Genomic DNA, 16,692 nt, shown 5'->3' with positions numbered 1-16,692 from the left:
GCGGGTGGCCTAGGGCGAGGTTCCCGCTTTCTTCTCGGTCACGCGGCGCGCAAAGGCGACGGTGCGGCCAAACGCCTCCTGGCCCGCGGCGCTGTCGAGATCGAACTGATATTCATGGCCCAGTGCGGGGGTGTGATCTTTGGTAAAGAACAACGTTTCGACCGGCGCACCTGCCGCTTTCAGGCGGCTGGCCAGCCGCTCGGACTGGCCGAGCAGCGGGTCGCCATTGCCCGCGGTGATGAAGGCAGGCGGGAAATCACCGGTGACATGATCGGGCAGGGCCATCAGGCGGAACTGCGGATCGTTCATCGCGGTGCGGCTACCGCCATAGGCCCAGACGACGGCGCGCAGAAACGGCCCGAGCGCGCCGTCGAGATTGAGCATCGTCACATCGTGCGCGCCGCAGAAAAGGATAGCGCCCTTGATCCGGTCGGGCACGACCGCGGGCGCGATCCCCACGGCTTTTGCATAGGCGGGATTTGTCGCGATCGTGGCGACTTGCGCCGCGATCTGCGCGCCCGCGCTGTCGCCGCCGATCAGGATCTGGTCAGGGTCGATCCCGTAGCGCGCTGCGTTGGCGACGACATGGCCGAGTGCCATGTTGGTTTGCCGGATCGGGGTCGGATAGCGCGCTTCGGGAGCGATCGTGTAATCGACAGTGATCGTGACGAAGCCCTGCGCGGCGAGGATCTTCAGATATTCGGCGACGATCCGGCGGTTGCCCGACACGAAACCGCCGCCGTGCACCCAGACGATCGCGGGTTGCAGCGCGGTCGCATCTTTCTGGCGAAAGACGTCGAGCAGCGCGTCGGGATCGCCGGGGTCGTAGCGGAGCGCCGCAATCGTCTCGACATCGGCTGGCACCTTGGGAAGCAATTTCGCGCTCGCCGCGTCCGACCCCGAATCGAACAGCGCGCGGATCGCCCAGATGGCCGGCTGCGGGGTGATATAGCTAACGGTCAGCCAAAGCGCGGCGACGGTCGCGACAAGCGCCAGGATGATACGAATGAACCAGCGCAGCATCGCGCTTCCCCTTCAGCGGGTTCAGCCCTTGGCGCGCGGCAAAGGTGGCAGGTCGAAATGCATCACATCCTCGCGCGCGCCGAGTTTGGTATATAGCGCAACCGCGGGATCGTCGCCATAGTCAGCCTGGACGAACACCGCCCAGGCGCCGGTTTCGGCAGCGATATGCTGGAGTTCGGCGATCAGCGCCGTAGCGACGCCGCGGCGGCGATGGGCCGCGTCAACCGCAAGATCATAAAGGTAGATCTCGCTGCGCGCGGCCTCAAGCTTGGGCAGTTCGTACGCGGTGAGACCACCAATAATGCGGCCCTCGCATTCGGCGACGAGCAGGATGATTGCTTGCTTGCCAAGCTGGCGGGCCAGCCACGCGTCGTCGGGCGTGTCGCGGCGATAGGTTTCGCTATCCTCGAAAGCCGCGGCATAGAGGGCATTGAGGTCGCGCATCGCCGCGACGTCGCCCGGGCCGAGGCGGCGAACGGCGCCGGTCATCGATAATCGATCGTCAGCTTTGCCGCAGCTGCGACCGCCGCGGCCCTAGCCTCATCGGTCGTGCCGCCTGCCACCCGCGCCAGCGTTACGCCCATGCGCCGATACGGGCGCGTGACGGGTTTGCCAAAGATGCGGACGTCGATCGAAGTAGCGGCATTCGGCGGGGTCAAGGCATCGGCGAGGCCTACGATTGCGAAATCACTGGCATCGCGGTCGGCAAGCAGGACGGCGCTGGCGCTGGCGTCGGGAACCGAAATGTCGGGAATCGGCAGGCCAAGGATCGCGCGGGCGTGAAGGTCGAATTCGGACAGTGATTGCGAGATCAGCGTGACCATGCCGGTGTCGTGCGGACGGGGGCTGAGTTCGGAAAAGATCACCATGTCGCCCTTGACGAAAAACTCGACCCCGAAAATGCCGTGGCCGCCCAGCGCATCGACGACTTTGATCGCCATGGCCTGCGCGCTGGCGAGCGCCGCGTCCGACATGGCCGCGGGCTGCCAGCTTTCGCGATAATCGCCGCGTTCCTGGCGGTGGCCGATCGGGGGGCAAAAGGTTACGCCGTCCTTGTGGCGGACGGTCAGCAGCGTAATTTCATAATCGAAATCGATGAACGCCTCGGCGATGACCCGCAGCCGGTCGCCGCGCATCCCGGCGGCGGCATAGTCCCACGCCGCGTCGATGCCGTCCGCGTCCTTGACCGTGCTCTGGCCCTTGCCCGACGACGACATCACCGGTTTGACCACCAGCGGGAAACCGATGCGCGCCGCCGCCGCGTGCAAGGCTTCGCGCGTCTCGGCATATTCGAAGGTCGAAGTCGTCAGGCCAAGATCGCTCGCGGCCAGATCGCGAATGGCGTCGCGGTTCATGGTGAGCTGCGCCGCGCGGGCCGACGGGACGACGTGGAAACCGGCGGCCTCGACGTCGACAAGCACTTCGGTGCGGATCGCCTCGACCTCGGGAACGATATGGTCGGGCCGGCGCTTCTCGATCGTCGCACGCAATGCGTCGCCGTCGAGCATCGAAAAGACCTCAAAATCATCGGCGACTTGCATCGCGGGCGCGCCGGCATAGCTGTCGCAGGCTATGACACGGCAACCGAGCCGCTTCGCCGAAATGACAAATTCGCGGCCGAGTTCGCCCGAACCGAGCAGCAGGATGGTGGCGGTGGGGGTCATGATGGCCAGCTTTCGGTGTCATGGTCGGGGTGTTGATGATTGCTTGCCTTGATCGCGCCGACATAGGCCGCCGTCGTTTCCTCGGTCGTACCCTCTGCCTTTAACGGCAGGTCGGCAAAACAGGGCAGGCGGCCTTCGAGGCCAAATTCAACCTTGGGCGCAAATCGCGCGGGCTCGTCGAGCGATCCGGTGGTCACGTTGATGTGCTTGCTGTCGGCATAGTCGTACAGCAGCGGCGTCCCGCATGTCCGGCAAAATCCGCGCGCCGCCTTGTCCGAGCTGTTGAAGGTTGCCGGGCTGCCGCGCGTCCAGGTGATCGCGTCACGCGGAACGCCGATCAGCGCCGCGAAGAAATTCCCCGTGGCCTTCTGGCACATCCGGCAATGGCAGATATGCGAGCTGTCGAGCACCGCGGTGACATGATAGCGCACTGCGCCGCACTGGCAGCCGCCCGAGGCTTCGACGTCAAGTCGTTCGGCGCTGCCCATGATGCGTCACTCCCACTCGATCGTGCCCGGCGGTTTCGAGGTATAGTCGTACACCACGCGGTTGATGCCCTGCACCTCGTTGATGATGCGCGTGGCGCAGCGGCTGAGGAAGCTGGCGTCGAAGGGGTAGATGTCGGCGGTCATGCCGTCAGTGCTGTTTACCGCGCGCAGGGCACAGACGAAATCATAAGTGCGGCCATCGCCCATCACGCCGACCGTTTTGACCGGCAGCAGCACCGCGAACGCCTGCCAGATTGCGTCGTACAGGCCGGCGTTGCGGATCTCGTCGAGATAGACCGCGTCGGCCTTGCGCAAGATATCGCACCGGTCTTTTGAGACTTCGCCGGGGATACGGATCGCGAGACCGGGGCCGGGGAAGGGGTGGCGGCCGACGAAAATATCAGGCAGTCCCAGCTCCTTGCCGAGCAGTCTTACCTCGTCCTTGAACAATTCGCGCAAGGGCTCGACCAGCGCCATCTTCATCCGCGCGGGCAGGCCGCCGACATTGTGGTGGCTCTTGATCGTCACGCTCGGCCCGCCGGTGAACGACACCGATTCGATGACGTCGGGGTACAGCGTGCCTTGCGCGAGGAAGTCGGCGCCGCCGAGCTTTTGCGCTTCCTCGTCGAACACATTGATGAATTCGCCGCCGATGAACTTGCGCTTCGCCTCGGGGTCGGTGACCCCGGCGAGCCCGGCCATGAAGCGTTCCTCTGCATCGACCACGACAAGCGGGATGTTGTAGTGGTCGCGGAACAGCCGCTCGACCTGCTCGCGCTCGTTCATGCGCAGTAGGCCGTGGTCGACGAAGACGCAAGTCAGCTGTTCGCCGATCGCTTCGTGGATCAGCACCGCCGCAACCGCGCTGTCGACCCCGCCGGACAGGCCGCACAGCACGCGCTTGTCACCGACTTGGGCGCGGATTTCGGCGATCTTGGTCGCGCGAAACTCAGCCATCGTCCAGTCGCCGCTGCACCCACAGACATGGCGGACGAAATTGGCGATCAGCTTGGCGCCGTCGGGCGTGTGTACGACCTCGGGGTGGAACTGGGTACCATAATAGCGGCGCTCATCGTCGGCGATCAGCGCAAAAGGCGCGCCGTCGCTGACCGCGACGATACGGAAGCCGGGGGCGAACTGCGTGACCTTGTCGCCGTGGCTCATCCACACCTGATGGCGCTCACCGACCTCCCACAATCCGTCGAACAACACGCAGGGCTCGGTGACGGTCAGGAAGGCGCGGCCGAATTCGCCGTCGCGCTCGCCGTCGGCGCCGCCGGGTTCGACTTGGCCGCCGAGCTGCTGGCTCATCACCTGCTGCCCGTAACAGATGCCGAGGATTGGCAGGCCGCTATCGAACACCGATTGCGGCGCGCGCGGGCTGCCGTCGGCGGGGACCGAGGCGGGCGAGCCGGAAAGAATGATCCCCTTGGGCTGCATGCGCTCAAGCGCACCTTCGGCCTGCGTGAAGGGGACGATCTCGCTATATACCCCCGCTTCGCGGACGCGGCGGGCAATGAGCTGGGTCACCTGGCTGCCGAAATCGATGATCAGGATGGATTCACCATGATCGAACGTTGGCGCGGCGGATGGGGCTGGAGTCGGCATGGCTGGCCGATAAGGGTAGCGCGCCATGCTGTCCAGCGGTCGATATGACCCGTTCGTGGAACCGCGCTCGCCTCGACACATTGTTGCGACAATTGCGACATAAATGAACCGGCCACAAAGATGCGCGTCAGCAAGGGTTCAGTCCTGCCGCGCCAATAAGAAGCAAGAAAAAACAAAAGGCTCTCCCCCAATGACCTATGCCCACCTCTCCCTTTCCGCGCGCGCCCTGCTGCTTACTGCCAGCGCCGCGCTCGCCTGGCCCGCGATGGCCGAAACCGACGCGATGCCTTCCAGCGCCGCAGTGACTGCGGTCGCCGACAAGCCGTCGGCGCCAGTCGTCAGCGCGTCCAGCGACCCCGAAGACGATTATGACGAGATCGACGGCGACGAAATTGTCGTGACCGCGCCGCGTCTGGCCGGACAGTTAGAAACCGACATCAAGGCCGAGGCCGAGCTCGATGAGGCGGCGATCGCCAGCTATGGCGTGTCGAATGTGTCCGAACTGCTTGAGGCGCTGGCGCCGCAAACCCGCTCGGGCCGCGGGCGTGGCGGCGGGCGGCCGATCATCCTGGTCAACGGACGCCGGATCGGCGGCTTTGGCGAGGTGCGCAACCTGCCCCCCGAGGCGATCGCCAAGGTCGAGATCTTCCCCGAAGAAGTCGCGCTGCAATATGGCTATTCGGCCGACGAACGCGTCGTAAATATGGTGCTCAAGCCCAATTTCCGGCAGGTCGCGGTCGAGGCCGAAGGCGGCATTCCGACGCAGGGCGGACGGTTCCAGAGCGAAGTCGAGGGCAGCTTTCTAGCCATCGGCGAGAATGGCCGCGTCAACATCAACGCGGGCTGGGAGCAATCGACCATGCTCACCGAGGATGAGCGCGGGCTTGGCCCCGCGACGCGCAGCCTGCTGCCCGAAAGCGACACCTATCTGATCGATGCGACGATCCAGCGCAGCCTGGACAAGGTCACTGACGCCTCACTCAACGTGCGGCTGGACCAGACCGACAGCCTGTCGCTACTCGGCCCCGTGGTGTCAGGCGGCGATGTCCCGCTCGAACGCGACAGCCGCAGTCGTAACCTGACGACGACCGCCAGCGTCAACGGCATGCTCGGCGACTGGCGCTGGTCGCTGTCGGGCAATTATGGGGATGCCGATCAGCGCACCTTCACCGACCGGGTGACCGGCGCGCGCGACCGGTTCGACAGCAGCCAGCAAAGCTTTGGCGGGAGCGCCAACCTGTCGGGCACGGTGACCGAGGGTTGGGCCGGCCCGATCCGCCTGTCGATGACCGGCAGCTATTCGGGGCTGCGCTTCGACAGCCAGTCCGAACGCTCGGGCCTGATCACGACCACCGACCTTGGGCGCGATACGCCCAGCGTGTTCGGGTCGCTGACCGTGCCGCTGCTCGATCCAGAATATGAGATCGGCAACATCGGCCGCGTCTCGCTGACGCTGAGCGGTCAGGTTGCCAATCCCAGCGATTTCGAAGCGCTGAAAAGCTGGGGCGCGAGCCTCAACTGGGGCGTCACCGACAATCTGTCGCTCATTGCGAGCTTCAACAATGACGAGGCGGCGCCCGGGATCCAGCAGCTGGGCGCGGCCCCGCTGGTTACCCCCGCGGTCACCTATTACGACTTTGCGACCGGCCAGACGGTGGAAATCACGACGACGACCGGCGGCAATCCTTTCCTGCTCGCCGAACAGCGCCGCGACCTGAAACTCGGGCTGAACTGGGAAGTGCCGATGGTCGAAGGGCTGCGGCTGTCGGTCAATTATAACCGCAACAAGAGCAGCGACACATCGAACAGCCTGCCGCTGCTGACGCCCGAGATCGAAGCGGCGTTTCCCGACCGCGTGACGCGCGACGCCAATGGCGTGTTGATTGCGCTTGATCAGCGGCCAGTCAATTTCGACCAAGTCGAAAATTCGCAGATTCGCTGGGGGCTGAATTTCGGGAAAAGCTTTGGCCAGCCCGATCAGGCCGGTCGTCCCGGCGGTGGACCGGGAGTTGGTGCGGTGGGGCCGCGCGGCGGTGGTGGTCCGCGGGCGGGCGGCCGCGGCGGTCGTGGTGGCGGCGGTGGCCCCGGCGCCATGTTTGGCGGCGGGCCTCAGGGCGGCCGCTGGTCGGTGTCGCTGTATCACACCTACAAACTGACCGACAAAATCCTGATCCGTCCCGGTGTTCCCGAACTTGATTTGCTCGACGGATCGGCGACGGGCAGCGGCGGCGGCAGCAACCGCCACCTGCTCGAACTCGATGGCGGCCTGTTCTACAAGGGCATGGGTGTGCGGCTCAGCGCCAAATATGACAGCGGCAGCACCGTCACCGGCGGCACCGCGGGTGACCTGAACTTTGGCGACCTCGCGACCTTCAACCTGCGCCTGTTTGCCGATCTGAATCAGCAACCAAAGCTGATCGAGAAATTGCCGTTCCTGAAGGGATCGCGTTTGCGCCTGTCATTCGACAATCTGTTCGATGCGCAGCGCCGGATCACCGATGCGAACGGCGTGGTGCCGCTGAACTACCAGCCCGGGTATATCGACCCGCTGGGCCGCTATATCGAGCTGGAGTGGCGCAAGACGTTTTAACGAACTTGTCCCTCCCCTTCAGGGGAGGGCAGCGAGACTTACCAGCTTGCTGGTTAGTCGCAGCGGGTGGGGTTTCGCGGCCTTGCCCTATGCCGACAGACCCCACCCCAACCCCTCCCCTGAAGGGGAGGGGCTTAATATTTCCGCATCAGTGGGAACGAAGGACAGCGCTTTTGCGAACTGCGCGGTGCAGCTTTCCCAGCTGTATCGCGCGCCAAGCGCCGCGGCATCGGCGCGGTCACACGCCAATGCGGTGTCGATCGCGCGGCCGAGATCCTCGTCGAGCGCTCCCGCGCCATTGCGGATGATGTCGCCGGGGCCGGGAACGGGAAAGGCGGCGACCGGCGTGCCGCAGCTCAGCGCCTCGATGACGACCAGGCCGAAGGTGTCGGTGCGGCTGGGAAACACGAAGACGTCGGCGCCTGCATAGGCTGACGCCAGCGCTTCGCCGCCGAGCTTGCCGAGGAACAGCGCGCCAGGATGCTGCGCCTTGAGCGCCCCAAGCGCAGGGCCATCGCCGACGATGACTTTTGTCCCCGGGCGGGCGACATCGAGAAACGCGCCGATGTTCTTCTCGACCGCGACGCGCCCGACATAGAGCTGGATCGGCCGCGGCAGGTCGGCATAGGCGGGATGCGGCGCGCGGTCGGAGCGAAACAGGTCGTGGTCGACGCCGCGTTCCCACATCATCGTCTGGCCCAGCCCCTGTTCGGCGAGCTCGCGCGCCAGGCTGCGCGTCGCGACCATGATGTGCCGCGCGGGGCGGTGGAACCAGCGGATGAAGCGCCAGACGAATGTTGGCGACAGCGGCAGCCGCGCCGCGACATATTCGGGAAAGCGGGTGTGATAGGCGGTGGTGAAGGGAAAGCCGTGCTTCAGGCACCAGCGCCGCGCCGCCAGGCCCAGCGGGCCTTCGGTCGAGATATGGATCGCTTGTGGCGCAAAGGCGCGGATATGCCGTCCGACCTTGCGCCACCCGGCAAAGGCGAGGCGGATTTCGGGGTAGGAAGGGCAGGGGACCGAGCGGAACAGGTCGGGCGAAACGACGCCGACCTCATGCCCCGCCTTGCGCAGTTCGGCGACGGTCGCCTGCAGCGTGCGGACGACGCCGTTGACCTGTGGTTCCCATGCGTCGCTGACGATCAATATCCTCATGCGGCGCGCGCCGGGGCGGGGAGTTCCAGAACGGTGGGCACGGCGCGTGCCGCGACTTCCTCGGCCCAGTGCAAAATTTCCATCGTGCCGTCATGATGCTCGACCAACGCGGTGCAACCTTCAACCCAGTCGCCGTCGTTATAGTATTCGGTGCCCTCGATCTCGCGCATCTCGGCGCTGTGGATATGGCCACACACGACACCGTCGACCCCCCGCGAGCGGGCGGCGTGGGCGACGACTTCTTCGTAGCGCCCGATGAACTGGACCGCGTTCTTGACCTTGTGCTTGGCGACCATCGACAGCGACCAATAGGGCAGGCCGAACGCGCTGCGGATGCGGTTCACGACCACATTGCATTTCATCAGCGCGGTGTAGGCAGCGTCGCCGACGAAGGCGAGCCAGCGGTGCGCCAGCATCACCGCGTCGAATTCGTCGCCATGGACGACGAGCAATTTGCGGCCGTCGGCGGTTTCATGGATCGCCTCGCGCCGGATTTCGACTCCGCCGAAATCGAAGCCGTCGAAGGGTTTGACCATCTCGTCGTGGTTGCCGGGGACATAGACGACGCGTGTGCCACGCTTGGCGCGCTTCAATACGCGCCAGACGACGTCATTATGCTCGGGCGGCCAGAAATGCCGCTTCTTGAGGCGCCAGCCGTCGATGATGTCGCCAACTAGGTACAGCGTCTCGCAATCGACATGGTCGAAAAAGTCGATCAGCATCGCGGCGTTACAGCCGCGGGTGCCGAGGTGGATGTCACTGACCCACACCGCGCGATAGCTCCGCCGTTCGCCGATCAGGCGTTCGGGGACGTGAGGGTCGGTGGCGAAGGGATCGGGGAAACGCGCGGGGATGGGCAGGGTCGAAATCGATGCCATGTCACACTCCGTAAACAGCCTCTGGCTGCCCACGGCCTAGACAGGAGTTTTGTGACACTGTGCGATTCAAAGTGGCGTCTGTTTGACGACGGTTTGAAGGCGGTTTGGTGACGGTAAGTCACCCTCCCGCTTGCGGGAGGGGTTAGGGGAGGGCCTGTAGTGCCGCCCTCCCCGCTGCGACTAGCGAACAAGTTCGCAAGTCTCGCTTCCCCTTCCGCAAGCGGGAGGGAAGGATCAAGTCCGCCGGATCACCAGATTCCGGATCTCGCTCATATCTTCCATGGCGAAACGTACGCCCTCGCGGCCCAGCCCCGAATCCTTCACCCCGCCATAAGGCATGTTGTCGACGCGGTAGCTCGACACGTCGTTGACGACGATGCCACCGACATCGAGATGATCCCAGGCCTCCAGCACCTTCTGGATGTCGCTGGTGAACAGCCCGGCCTGCAAGCCGAACTTGCTGTCGTTGACCTCTGCCAGCGCCTCTTCCCATTTGGAAAATTTGCTGAGCACCACAACCGGCCCAAACGCTTCCTCGACGACGACATCGCTGCCCGCCGGGACATTTTCCAGCAGCGCCGCCTCGAGCATATTGCCGTCGCAGCCGCCGCCTGCGAGGAGGGTCGCGCCCGCGGCGACCGCATCGTCGATCCAGCCCTTCAGCCGCTGCGCTTCCTTGACCGAAATCATCGGACCGATGAAGGTGTCGCGATGCTTGGGATCACCCGATTTCAAGGCCTTGACCTTCGCGGTGAGCATGTCGCGGAACTTGTCATAGATGGCTTCGTGGATGATCACGCGCTGGACATGGATGCAGCTCTGCCCCGACTGATAATAGCCGCCGAAGATGATCCGGGCGAGCGCATGGTCGAGGTCGGCGTCCTCGTCGACAACCACCGCGGCGTTGCCGCCAAGTTCGAGCACCACCTTTTTCTTGCCCGCCTTGGCCTTCAGATCCCAGCCCACGCCGGGTGAGCCGGTGAAGGAAAGCAGCTTCAGCCGCTCGTCGGTGGTGAACAGATCTGCCCCCGCGCGGCTCGCGGGCAGGATGCTGAACGCACCCTCGGGCAGGATATCGCACTCCGCAAGTACCTCGCCCATGATGATTGCGCCGAGCGGGGTCAGCGACGCGGGTTTCATCACGAACGGACAGCCGATCGCAATCGCTGGCGCGATCTTGTGCGCGGCGAGGTTGAGCGGAAAGTTGAACGGCGAGATGAAGCTGCACGGGCCGATCGGCACGCGTTTCCACATCCCCATATAGCCCTTGGCGCGCGCCGAAATGTCGAGCGGCTGGACCTCGCCATAATTGCGCGTCGCTTCCTCGGCGGCGATGCGGAAGGTGTCGATCAGCCGGGTGACCTCGCCCTCGCTGTCGGCGATCGGCTTGCCCGCCTCGACGCACAGCGCATAGGCCAACTCGTCGAACCGCTCCTGAAAGCGGGTGACACAGTGGAGCAGCACATCGCGTTTTTCGAAACTGGCCAGCCGCGCCATCGGTTCGGCGGCGCGGACGGCACCCGCGATCGCTTCGTCGATCACATCGGGGGTCGCCAGCGCGGTGCGGAACGCGACCTCACCGGTAAACTTGTCGGTCACCTCCAGATCGGTGTTCGGCTGCACCGCCTTGTTGTTGAGGTAGAGCGGATAGACGTCCTTGAGTTTCATTCGGCTTCTCCACCCCTCCCCTTCAGGGGAGGGGCCGGGGGTGGGGTGTCGAGGCATGGAGCAAGGCCGATAGGCCCCACCCCAACCCCTCCCCTGAAGGGGAGGGGCTAAGCGGTTACATATCTTTCGATATCTTCTTGATATCGATGTTCAAAATCTGGTCATTCTCCGAATAATCGACCGGGCAGTCGATCAGATGCACCCCCGGCGTATCGCGGGTGTGCGCGAGCAGTTCCTGCAAATGCGCGGCGCTGGTCACGCGGTGGCCGTGCGCGCCATAGGCTTCGGCATATTTGACGAAGTCGGGGTTGCCATAGGTCAGCCCCCAATCCTTGAAGCCCATGTTCGCCTGTTTCCAGCGGATCATGCCATAGCTGTTATCGTTGAGGATCAGCACCGTCATGTTGAGCCCCAGCCGCACCGCGGTCTCCATCTCCTGACTGTTCATCATGAAGCCGCCGTCGCCGCACACAGCCATCACTTTGCGATCGGGATAGACCATCGCCGACATCATGGCCGACGGCAGCCCCGCACCCATCGTCGCCAGCGCATTGTCGAGCAAGACGGTGTTGGGGCGATAGGCGGTGTAGCCGCGCGCGAACCAGATTTTATAGACGCCATTGTCAAGGCAGATGATGCCGTCGTCGGGCATGGCGTCGCGGATCGACTGGACCAGATGCGGCGGAAAGATCGGGAAGCGCGCATCTTCGGCCAGCGGCTTGGTATGGTCGACCTCGCCCTGCCGGAACTTCAGCATATGGTCGAATTTCCAGCTACCGCTGGGGACGATGTCTTCCTTCATCTGCCACACGGCGTTTGCGATATCGCCGATCACCTCGATGTTGGGGAAATAGACCGGATCGACCTCGGCAGTCTTCGACGACACATGGATCACCGTCGGGCCGCCGCGCTGCATGAAGAAGGGTGGTTTTTCGATCACGTCGTGGCCCAGGTTGACGATGCAATCCGATGCCTCGACGGCACGGTGGACGAAATCGCCCGCCGACAGCGCGGCGCAGCCAAGGAACTTCGGGTGGCGTTCGTCGATCACGCCCTTGCCAAGCTGGGTGGTCAGGAACGGGATGCCGGTCTTTTCGATGAACTGGAGCAGCATCCGGCTGGTCATTGTGCGGTTGGCGCCGGCGCCGATGACGAGCACCGGCGACTTCGCGGCTTCGAGCGCCTTCACCGCCTCGCGGATCGATTTGCTATCGGCGTTCGGGCGGCGCGAATGGCTGCGTTTCAGCGGTGTCGCGTCGGTATGTTCGTCGGCAATATCCTCCGGCAATTCGATATGCACCGCGCCGGGCTTTTCTTCTTCGGCGAGTCGAAAGGCTTCGCGCACCCGGCTCGGGATATTGTCCGACGCCGCCATCTGGTGGGTGAATTTGGTGATCGGCCCCATCATCGCGACGACGTCGAGGATCTGGAAGCGCCCTTGTTTCGATTTCTTGATCGGTTTTTGCCCGGTGATCATCATCATCGGCATCCCGCCCAGCTGCGCATACGCGGCCGCGGTCACAAAGTTGGTCGCTCCGGGGCCGAGGGTGGCAAGGCAGACGCCGGTCTTGCCTGTGTGGCGGCCATAGGTTGCGGCCATGAAGCCCGCGCCCTGCTCGTGCCGCGTCAGGATCAGCTTGATCTGCGTCGATCGCGACAGACTGTCGAGAAAGTCGAGATTCTCCTCGCCCGGAACGCCGAAAATATATTCGACGCCTTCTTCTTCCAGACATTCGATGAACAGGTCGGATGCTTTTTTCATATGTCAGTCGCCCCCTCAGCCACGCACCACCCCGGTGCGGCCCCAAGCCATGCTGGCGACCCACAGCATGAATAGCGGTGCAGCGGCTCCCGTCGTCAGGCCGCGAGTCCGTGCTGCTCCGAGGGAGTTTGTAACGAGGGGGGAGGGGGTTGTCACCCTGTCGGAATAACCGATCGACAGATCAGCGAAGATCGATGCGAAGGTCGCGGTCGAGGCGGCCCGATACCTGCGATCCAGCCGGTATCTCCGCGCTGCGCCCGGTGGCGACGAAGGGCAGCAGAAGGAAGGCGGCCGCGGTGGCTGCTGCATCGTCGGCGCCGCTTTTGCCCCTGGCTTCGAGCGCACCGCTGATCCGTACAGTCCCGCTGGGCAGTTCCGCATAGAGCAATTGGACTGCAAGTTTCCCCTTTTTTCCGAACGCACCGCGCGGGTTGGCTTGGCTCAACTGGCCCACAACGGTCACATCAGCGGGTATCGCCACGATGCCATCGACGACGAGCGGCGCCGTGACCTTAAGGTAGAGAAGGTCGCCTTTGACGCTTTTCTTGCTGGAAACGGCGCTGGTCGTGACGAGGTCGATGACAGTGCCCGCCGGGACCACTATGGCCGCTTCGGCCGTGCCGGAGGGCATCACCGTGCCGCTGGCTTCCTGAGCGCTCGCAACGCTGGCCAGCACAAGGCCGACGCAGGCGGCGGTGGTGCGAAGCCACATCATAATCCAGCGGGCACCGCGCGCGGGATTTCGATGTCCTGCTCGACAAAGCCAGTCATCAGTTCGCCCGCCTTGATCTTGGCGTTGTTGCCCTTCGCAAACAGACCGAGCGGGCCGAGCGCGAGGATGCCGAGCGCCGTCTCGCCGCCGCCACCGGCACCCTTGGCGCTGTTGGTGCCACTGACCGGAATCTGCAGGCCATCGCTTTCGACATACAGGAGTTTTGCCTCAAGGGATCCCGATTTGCCGACATTGCCGCTCTTTTTTGCGGCCAGCACTTCGCCCCATGCCGTCGCCCCGACCGGAATGACGATGACGCCGTCGATGAGCACCGGCTTATCGACCCGCAGTTTGAAGCGATGCCCGGCCAGATGGGTTTTTGTCGTCACTTCGGTTACGACCATGAAATGGATCGGGGTGTCGCGCCGTAACAGGAGTAGCGGAGCCGCAGGGGGCGGGGTCACCGGGAAGGCCTCGGTCGATACAGGCTCTGCCGCCATGGCGGGCGGAAGCGGCATATCGACGGGCGCTGCCTGCACCCCCGCCATCGTCCAAGCTGCGGCCAGCACCGCCGGAAATGCAAACATGATATCCCCCTGAAACCCCAGCGGCTTTTAGGCCATGAACAAAGCGCTTTGCCAAGATAAATTCTGGTTGACCTGAGCCTGCCTTGCGATGGATGAAAGCCGTCCAATTGGGGAGCATTAATATGAAGCGAATCAACCTTCTTGCGGTGGTTGCCGTAGCCGCGATGGCGGTGGCGACACCGGCTGTCGCGAAGAAAAAGGACGTGACCTATGTCGTGGTCAACGAAGAGATGGGCGTCCCGGTCTTCCCGCACGACATCACCGACAAACCTTATAAAATCGTCGGCGTCGTGACCGCTGGCGTTCGCAAGGCAACGATTTTCAGCAAGGAACCGTCGCAGCAGAAAATCTATAACGAGATTTGGGAACGTGGCGAAAAACTGGGCGCCGATGCTGTGATCGGTGCCAAATATGGCGATAGCCACATCACTGCGCTCAGCTGGGGCAATACAAAAGCGGGCGGGGTCGCGATCAAGTTTCTGACCGCCGAGGAAATCGCTGCTGGAACCAAGAGCGATACGCTCGAAGGTTTCGACCCCGAAGCGTGGACCGGCAAGACAAAATAAGCGCGTCCGGCGCGGGCCGGATGGTTGACCAGAACGGACGGGGGAGCGGCATTGCCGTTCCCCCTTTTTGCATCCCCTCAATCGATGTCGAACAACCCGGCCAGTTGTTCGACCATCGTGCCGCCCAATTGCTCGGCGTCCATGATCGTCACCGCGCGGCTGTAATAGCGTGTGACGTCATGGCCGATGCCGATCGCGCATAGCTCGACGGGCGAGCGATTCTCGATCCAGTCGATCACCTGGCGCAGATGCTGGTCGAGATAGGCGCCATGGTTGACCGAAAGCGTCGAATCGTCGACCGGCGCACCATCGCTGATTACCATCAGGATCTTGCGCTCTTCGGGGCGGCCGATGATGCGGCTGTGTGCCCAGGTCAGCGCTTCGCCGTCGATATTTTCTTTGAGCAACCCCTCGCGCATCATCAGCCCGAGCGACTTGCGTGCGCGGCGATAGGGCTCGTCGGCGGGTTTGTAGATGATGTGGCGCAGGTCATTGAGGCGACCGGGGTGCGCGGGGCGTCCGGCGGCGAGCCAGTCCTCGCGGCTCTGGCCGCCTTTCCACGTTCGCGTCGTGAAGCCCAGGATCTCGGTCTTCACACCGCAGCGCTCCAGCGTGCGCGCGAGGATGTCGGCGCTGATCGCGGCGATGCTGATCGGCCGCCCGCGCATCGAGCCGCTGTTGTCGATCAACAGCGTGACGACGGTGTCGCGAAAATCGGTATCGCGCTCGATCTTGTAGCTCAGCGACTGGCCCGGCGAGACGATGACGCGGGCGAGTCGCGCGGCGTCGAGCTGACCTTCTTCCTGATCGAAATCCCACGCGCGGTTCTGCTGCGCCATCAACCGGCGTTGCAGCCGGTTGGCGAGCTTGGTCACCGCGCCCTGCAAATGCTGCATCTGCTGGTCGAGATAGGCGCGCAACCGCGTCAGTTCGTCGGCGTCGCACAGTTCGGTCGCGAGGATGATCTCGTCATGCTTTTCGGTGAAGCGCAGGTAATTGAAATCGGGAATGTCGCCGGGCAGGCGGTTGGGGCGGACGGGCAGCATGCCCTCATCGCCTTCGCCGCCCATTTCGGGCTCGCCGTCGGCTTCCATTTCTTGCGCGTCGGGGTCGCTGTCGCCATCGTCGGCCTGATCGCCCGCCATTTCGGCACGGGCATCAACTTGGCTCTCACCGGCGCCGCCGTCCTCGCTGTCCTGCTCTTCCTGGCTCTCGTCGGCCTCGCTCTCATCCTCCTCGCCGCCGTCCTCGCCGCCTTGCTCCAGCGGCTCGTCGCTCTGGATCAGGTCGAGGTGGCGCAGCGCAAGCTTGGCCGTCTCGGCAAAAGCCGCCTGATCGTCGAGCAGCATCGACAGCGCGGTGAGGTCGCCGCCCGCTTCCTTGACGATCCATTCGCGCACCAGCGACAGGCCGGTTTCGGTGCCCTGCGGTGCCGCCTCGCCGGTCAGGGCTTCGCGCAGCATCAGTTCGAGCGCGCTCGACATCGGGACGTCGTCGCGGCCCTGCGCGCGGCTGATCGGGTCGCTGCGCATCCGCATCGCCAGACTAGCCGACAGATTGACGCGCATCCCGTCCATATGCCGCGCGCCCAATGCTTCGATCCGCGCTCGCTCCATCGCGTCGAACGCGGCAGCGGCGAGCGGTTCGGCGGGGCGCGCGGCGGCGTGCAGCTTCTCGCTGTGATGCTTGATCCGCAACGCATAGGAATCGGCGAAGCCTCGGGCTTCAGCGACCTGATCCGCGGGCAGCGTGCGCGACGGGGTCGGTACCTTGATCGCCTTGCCGATCTGCGCCGGGGCATCGGCGGTGAAGCCGACCTCGACCTCGGCATCGCGGGTGACAGCGCGCGCGACGCTCGACAGCGCGGCCTTGAAATCGTCGAGGGGCGAGGAGGTGGTCATCGAGTCGGCTCTAACCAGCTTTTGATGGCGAAGGAAGGGTGTCAGGCGCTGTCCTTTTCAATCGTCATCCCGGACTTGATCCGGGATCCC

14 protein-coding genes are annotated in these 16,692 nt (G+C 64.1%); 2 read left to right on the top strand and 12 right to left on the bottom strand.

The features are described 5' to 3' along the window. Positions 1 to 9 precede the first annotated feature (9 nt). The 5 genes from VGN68_RS12230 to guaA are packed head-to-tail and all read right to left on the bottom strand — an operon-like array spanning position 10 to position 4,783. Complete coding sequence (locus tag VGN68_RS12230; RefSeq protein WP_327477039.1) at positions 10 to 1,023, bottom strand: alpha/beta hydrolase; 1,014 nt, start codon at positions 1,021 to 1,023, stop codon at positions 10 to 12. A gap of 21 nt (positions 1,024 to 1,044) precedes the next feature. Then, positions 1,045 to 1,512: an AAC(3)-I family aminoglycoside N-acetyltransferase gene (locus VGN68_RS12225; protein WP_327477037.1), complete on the bottom strand. Its 468-nt coding sequence runs from the start codon at positions 1,510 to 1,512 to the stop codon at positions 1,045 to 1,047. After that, positions 1,509 to 2,687, bottom strand: coding sequence for a formate-dependent phosphoribosylglycinamide formyltransferase (gene purT / locus VGN68_RS12220; protein ID WP_327477035.1), 1,179 nt, complete (start codon positions 2,685 to 2,687; stop codon positions 1,509 to 1,511). Before purT ends, VGN68_RS12225 begins: the two co-directional genes overlap by 4 nt. Next, entirely contained in the window at positions 2,684 to 3,175 is a 492-nt protein-coding gene (locus VGN68_RS12215; RefSeq protein ID WP_327477034.1) for a GFA family protein, read from the bottom strand. The genes purT and VGN68_RS12215 overlap by 4 nt, the downstream gene beginning before the upstream one ends. 6 nt (positions 3,176 to 3,181) lie before the next feature. Then, positions 3,182 to 4,783: a glutamine-hydrolyzing GMP synthase gene (gene guaA / locus VGN68_RS12210; protein WP_327477033.1), complete on the bottom strand. Its 1,602-nt coding sequence runs from the start codon at positions 4,781 to 4,783 to the stop codon at positions 3,182 to 3,184. Between the two features lie 190 nt (positions 4,784 to 4,973). Here guaA and VGN68_RS12205 point away from each other — a divergent pair, with 190 nt between their 5' ends. Then, positions 4,974 to 7,373, top strand: coding sequence for an ABC transporter ATP-binding protein (locus VGN68_RS12205; protein WP_327477032.1), 2,400 nt, complete (start codon positions 4,974 to 4,976; stop codon positions 7,371 to 7,373). Between the two features lie 87 nt (positions 7,374 to 7,460). Here the strand turns inward: VGN68_RS12205 and VGN68_RS12200 are convergent, their stop codons facing one another. The 6 genes from VGN68_RS12200 to VGN68_RS12175 form a co-directional block, all read right to left on the bottom strand. After that, entirely contained in the window at positions 7,461 to 8,528 is a 1,068-nt protein-coding gene (locus VGN68_RS12200; RefSeq protein WP_327477030.1) for a glycosyltransferase family 1 protein, read from the bottom strand. Further along, positions 8,525 to 9,406 (bottom strand): UDP-2,3-diacylglucosamine diphosphatase, encoded by an 882-nt coding sequence (locus tag VGN68_RS12195; RefSeq protein WP_327477028.1) that lies wholly within the window; start codon positions 9,404 to 9,406, stop codon positions 8,525 to 8,527. The genes VGN68_RS12200 and VGN68_RS12195 overlap by 4 nt, the downstream gene beginning before the upstream one ends. A gap of 234 nt (positions 9,407 to 9,640) precedes the next feature. Continuing rightward, positions 9,641 to 11,074, bottom strand: coding sequence for an aldehyde dehydrogenase family protein (locus tag VGN68_RS12190; RefSeq protein WP_327477025.1), 1,434 nt, complete (start codon positions 11,072 to 11,074; stop codon positions 9,641 to 9,643). A 115-nt stretch (positions 11,075 to 11,189) separates the two neighbouring features. Next, the gene (locus tag VGN68_RS12185) at positions 11,190 to 12,836 is read right to left on the bottom strand and encodes an acetolactate synthase large subunit (RefSeq protein WP_327477023.1); all 1,647 of its coding nucleotides are present in this window, start codon (positions 12,834 to 12,836) and stop codon (positions 11,190 to 11,192) included. 181 nt (positions 12,837 to 13,017) lie between these two features. After that, a complete protein-coding gene (locus VGN68_RS12180) occupies positions 13,018 to 13,548 on the bottom strand; it encodes a hypothetical protein (RefSeq protein ID WP_327477021.1) in 531 nt (176 codons plus the stop codon). Beyond that, the gene (locus VGN68_RS12175; RefSeq protein ID WP_327477019.1) at positions 13,548 to 14,135 is read right to left on the bottom strand and encodes a hypothetical protein; all 588 of its coding nucleotides are present in this window, start codon (positions 14,133 to 14,135) and stop codon (positions 13,548 to 13,550) included. Before VGN68_RS12175 ends, VGN68_RS12180 begins: the two co-directional genes overlap by 1 nt. Positions 14,136 to 14,257: 122 nt before the next feature. Here VGN68_RS12175 and VGN68_RS12170 point away from each other — a divergent pair, with 122 nt between their 5' ends. Then, complete coding sequence (locus VGN68_RS12170) at positions 14,258 to 14,701, top strand: hypothetical protein (RefSeq protein WP_327477017.1); 444 nt, start codon at positions 14,258 to 14,260, stop codon at positions 14,699 to 14,701. A gap of 77 nt (positions 14,702 to 14,778) precedes the next feature. Here the strand turns inward: VGN68_RS12170 and cobT are convergent, their stop codons facing one another. Continuing rightward, positions 14,779 to 16,602 (bottom strand): cobaltochelatase subunit CobT, encoded by a 1,824-nt coding sequence (gene cobT, locus VGN68_RS12165; RefSeq protein WP_327477015.1) that lies wholly within the window; start codon positions 16,600 to 16,602, stop codon positions 14,779 to 14,781. Between the last annotated feature and the right edge of the window lie 90 nt (positions 16,603 to 16,692).

It is taken from the genome of Sphingopyxis sp. (assembly GCF_035998965.1).
Classification (GTDB): Bacteria; Pseudomonadota; Alphaproteobacteria; order Sphingomonadales; family Sphingomonadaceae; genus Sphingopyxis.
This window is presented reverse-complemented; position numbering and strand designations above follow the sequence as displayed.